The sequence below is a fragment of the Polaromonas sp. CG_9.11 genome (assembly GCF_015752225.1).
Classification (GTDB): Bacteria; Pseudomonadota; Gammaproteobacteria; order Burkholderiales; family Burkholderiaceae_C; genus Polaromonas.
Genome location: NZ_JADOVE010000060.1, coordinates 1 through 2929, shown reverse-complemented (window position 1 = coordinate 2929; position 2929 = coordinate 1). Strand labels below are relative to the sequence as shown.

Sequence of the window (2929 nt, the reverse complement as noted above, 5' to 3'; positions counted from 1 at the left end):
CGAGTCCAGGCTGACCGCTTCAATGCGCACGCGCATCAGGCGCTCGCGCTGCAGTTTCTCGAACACCGTGCTCAGCACGCCTGCCTTGGCCCAGCTGAGTATTCCGGACCAACGTGACCGGTGATTCCGGGATCGTGACCGACGTTCCGGTGAACGTGACCGGGAGGATTCCGGCAACGTGACCGCTGATTCCGACGAACGTGACCGATGTTTTTGGTCACGCCTGTCGGCACGGCGGTATACGCTGTCGGCACGGTGTTGCGCATAAACGAAACCGGGCGTGGCGTGTAGCTTCGATGCTTTTTGCAAAGAAACACATGCCCGCCTTAAGGATCAATATGCGCAAACTGGGGTCTGAGGTGCAGTGGAACCGTAAAAGCAGTTAAGAGGCCAAGATAGATGGTCAAATAGGGTGAGGCCCAATTACATTGGCTTTTTGGTTCTTGGCCGCGTCATGGGGAGGTGGTCAAGTGATGTATACCCATCTTGGCCATCAACTCCATGAAAATTGCCCGACTCTACCTACGCGTCAGCACCGACGAACAAGACCTTGCTCGCCAAGCCGACATCGAGCACAGCGCGCGCCAGGCCGGCTATTACATCGCTGGCGTGTATCGTGAAAAGGCGTCCGGCGCACGTGCTGATCGTCCCGAACTGCTGCGCATGATTGCTGACCTGCAACCGGGGGAGGTGGTTGTGGCCGAGAAGATCGACCGCATCAGTCGACTGCCGCTGCCTGAGGCCGAGCGGCTGGTCGCCTCGATCCGCGCTAAAGGCGCGCGTCTGGCCGTGCCTGGCGTGGTCGATTTCACCGACCTCACAAAGGCTACTGATTCTGTAACCTGCATCGTGCTGGAGTCGGTGCAGGAATTGCTCCTCAAGCTGGCCCTGCAGATGGCCCGCGACGACTACGAGACACGCCGCGAACGTCAGCGCCAAGGTGTGCAGCTTGCCAAAAATGCCCATAAGTACGCCGGGCGTATCCCCGACACAGCGACTCACGAGCGCATCGTTGGGCTACGCCGCACCGGCTTGACAATCAAGCGCACGGCTGAACTTGCCGGCTGTAGTACCAGCCAAGTCAAACGAGTATGGGCCCTCCAACGTCAACCAGCTGGGGCCTGACCCCATGCCTGTTGGCTTTCTCACTCCCGCGCAGCGCGAGAACTATGGCAGCTACACCGGGGCGCCATCGCCCGAGGACCTGACACGCTATTTTCACCTCGACGATGCCGATATGGCGCTGATCGCATCCAAGCGTGGAGAGCACAACCGGCTCGGCTTTGCTGTGCAACTCGGCACGGTGCGCTACCTCGGCACCTTCCTGGACGATCCAATGGAGGTGCCGACGCCCGTGCTGCAGACGCTGGCCAAGCAGCTGTATGTTCCATTTTTCAACGCCATCCAGGCCTATGGCGATGGCCGCCAACGCTTGCAGCACACGCAAGAAATTTGCGCCCATTATGGCTACGTCGATATCACCAATCCTCGGGTAGGCTGGCGTTTGACGCGGTGGTTGTATGCGCTGTGCTGGACCGGCACGGACAGGCCTGGCATGTTGTTCGAGCGGGCAACAACCTGGCTGGTGACGCACAAAGTGCTGCTACCGGGATGCAGCATCCTCGAACGGCATGTGGCTCGTCTGCGCAACCGCGTGGAGGAGCGACTGTGGCGTTCACTGGCCAGCAGCATCAGCACGCACCAGCAGGCCCAGCTGGAGGGACTGCTGAGCGTCACTGCGGGAACACGAAGTTCTCTGCTGGATCGTCTTCGCACGGGTCCGGTCATGGTCAGCAGCGTCTCGTTGGTTCAGGCCTTGGAGCGGCTGAACTCGGTTCGCGATCTGGGGGTCAGATTGCCTGCCTCGGCACGGATTCCAGCCGCCCGTGTGGCCGCTTTGGCTCGGTTCGCGGGCGCGGCCAAGGTCAGCGCGGTCGCCAGGTTGCCCAACCTGCGGCGCCTGGCCACGTTGGTGGCTTTTGCGCATTGCCTTGAAGCCTCGGCACAGGATGATGTCCTGGAAGTGCTGGAGGCGCTGCTGCGCGAGCTGTTCGGCGAGGCAACCCGAGCCGAGAAGAAGGCCCGTCTGCGCACGCTGAAGGATCTGGATCGGGCCGCGGCGATACTGGCCAGTGCTTGCCAAATGTTGCTCGACCCCGAAATTTCGGACGCCGAACTGCGCACCAAACTATTCGGCAATATCCCACGCCAGACGCTCACGCAAGCCGTCGATGGCGTCAAAGCCTTGATCCGGCCCGCCAGCAACGTGTACTACAGCGAGTTGCAGAGCAAATACCGAACGGTTCGGCGTTTCTTGCCAATGTTGCTCAAGCATGTGCATTTCGGCACCAATGTGGCGGGCGAGCCGCTTGTCGCGGCCATTGATTGGCTGCGAGTCAATCTGATGCTCAAAAAGCCCGCCAGCGCCGCCCCGCGGGAGGTGGTTGGCAAGGCCTGGCAGTCGCATGTTTTTAGTGGTGGTGAGGAGGATGGCGTCGATCTGCGTGCCTACACCTTTTGCGTGCTGAACAAGCTGCAAACTTCGCTCAAGCGCCGCGACGTGTTTGTAGCGCCGAGCTGGCGGTATGCCGATCCGCGTGCTGGCCTTCTCGATGGCGCCGAGTGGCAAGCCACTCGCCCCATCATCTGTCGCACGCTGGGCTTGTCGGTCAAGCCCGAGCCCATGCTGGCCGCCTTGGCCAGCGAACTGGACCTGACCTATCGCGGCGTGGCGGCACGGCTGCCAGGCAACAAGGCGGTGCGCTTCGAGACGGTTGCGGGCAAGCAAGAGCTGGTGCTCAGCACGCTTGACATGATGCAAGAGCCGCCATCGCTGCCCCGGGTGTCAGAATTGTTGTCGCATCCAATTCTTTGATGGCTAACTGCCCGACAGCTTCATTTCATGACCAGAACACCGCATTCACATCAC

The 2929-nt window shown here is 60.9% G+C and carries 2 protein-coding genes; both read left to right on the top strand.

Translation table 11 applies throughout. The features are described from left to right. Positions 1-501 precede the first annotated feature (501 nt). Positions 502-1125, top strand: coding sequence for a recombinase family protein (locus IWX85_RS20020; protein ID WP_196870968.1), 624 nt, complete (start codon positions 502-504; stop codon positions 1123-1125). A gap of 4 nt (positions 1126-1129) precedes the next feature. Continuing rightward, positions 1130-2875: a DUF4158 domain-containing protein gene (locus IWX85_RS20015; protein ID WP_196870967.1), complete on the top strand. Its 1746-nt coding sequence runs from the start codon at positions 1130-1132 to the stop codon at positions 2873-2875. Positions 2876-2929: the final 54 nt, after the last annotated feature.

What these genes read in the sequence shown, in the direction of transcription:
- IWX85_RS20020 (WP_196870968.1), top strand. Translation starts at nt 502, where the DNA reads ATGAAAATTGCCCGACTCTACCTACGCGTCAGCACCGACGAACAAGAC.
- IWX85_RS20015 (WP_196870967.1), top strand. Translation starts at nt 1,130, where the DNA reads ATGCCTGTTGGCTTTCTCACTCCCGCGCAGCGCGAGAACTATGGCAGC.